The 752-nt window shown below is 70.9% G+C and carries 1 protein-coding gene; it reads right to left on the bottom strand.

All coding sequences use genetic code 11. From position 1 onward, the window contains the following. Positions 1 to 185: 185 nt before the first annotated feature. Positions 186 to 752, bottom strand: a 567-nt coding sequence (locus ACTQ0H_RS09275) for a transposase (RefSeq protein ID WP_441548086.1), incomplete at its 5' end; no start/stop codon positions are given.

The raw sequence follows: 752 nt of genomic DNA, 5'->3' as shown, positions 1-752 counted from the left end.
CCCCGGCATGTCATCGACGCCTTCGGCTCAGTCTCATATCCGCGGATACCGTTCTGTCGGCCCGCACTCCATTCCTTCGGCGGGGTTCCCCAAGTCTGTCGAGGCGCATGCGGAGGGCTCCGCGCGCACAGCGAAATAGGGGGTATCCCCGAAGGCCGCCCGGCTCGCCGGGACGGGGGCTATGTCTATTCCGCGCCCTCCCGGCACATCATGCCGAGGGCCCAGAGCCACCTCACGAGCTCGGCCGCGGTGGCCGCGTTGGCCTTCGCCGCGGGCATGCCGCGGGCGAGCATCTCCTCGCGCCGCCGCAGGAGCCGCTCGGACCCCTTCCTCCCGTGCATCCTTATCTCGAGGGGCACGCCCGTGTCCCTCGGCATGAGCTTCGGCTGGTGCCGTGCCGCGGCGTAGCACCATGAACCCTCAACGGCCAGCTTCCTCACGAGCGCGTTGCCCGCACCGCTGATGCCTCCGAGCCGCACGGAGTCGCCACTCGACCTCTGACTCGGCGCGAGGCCGAAATAGGCCGTGACCTGCCTTCCGGAACGGAACCTCGTGAAGTCGCCGACCTCGGCCGAGAAGGCCGCGGCCAGCGCGAAGGCGCAGCCCTTGATCGACTGGAGGGCGGCCACCTCCGCGGCGATCGGGCTGGCATCCACGGCGGCCCTGTACTCGGAGAGCAGGTCCGCCCGGGCCTCCGCCGCGGCCTCGACCTCGTTCCTCAGGGCGGCGAGCGTCCGAACCCCGCCATCGTC

This window comes from Collinsella sp. LCP21S3_A3 (assembly GCF_052118905.1).
Classification (GTDB): domain Bacteria; phylum Actinomycetota; class Coriobacteriia; order Coriobacteriales; family Coriobacteriaceae; genus Collinsella.
Note: the sequence above shows the minus strand (reverse complement) of the source record. Positions and strands in the feature narration are given on the sequence as shown.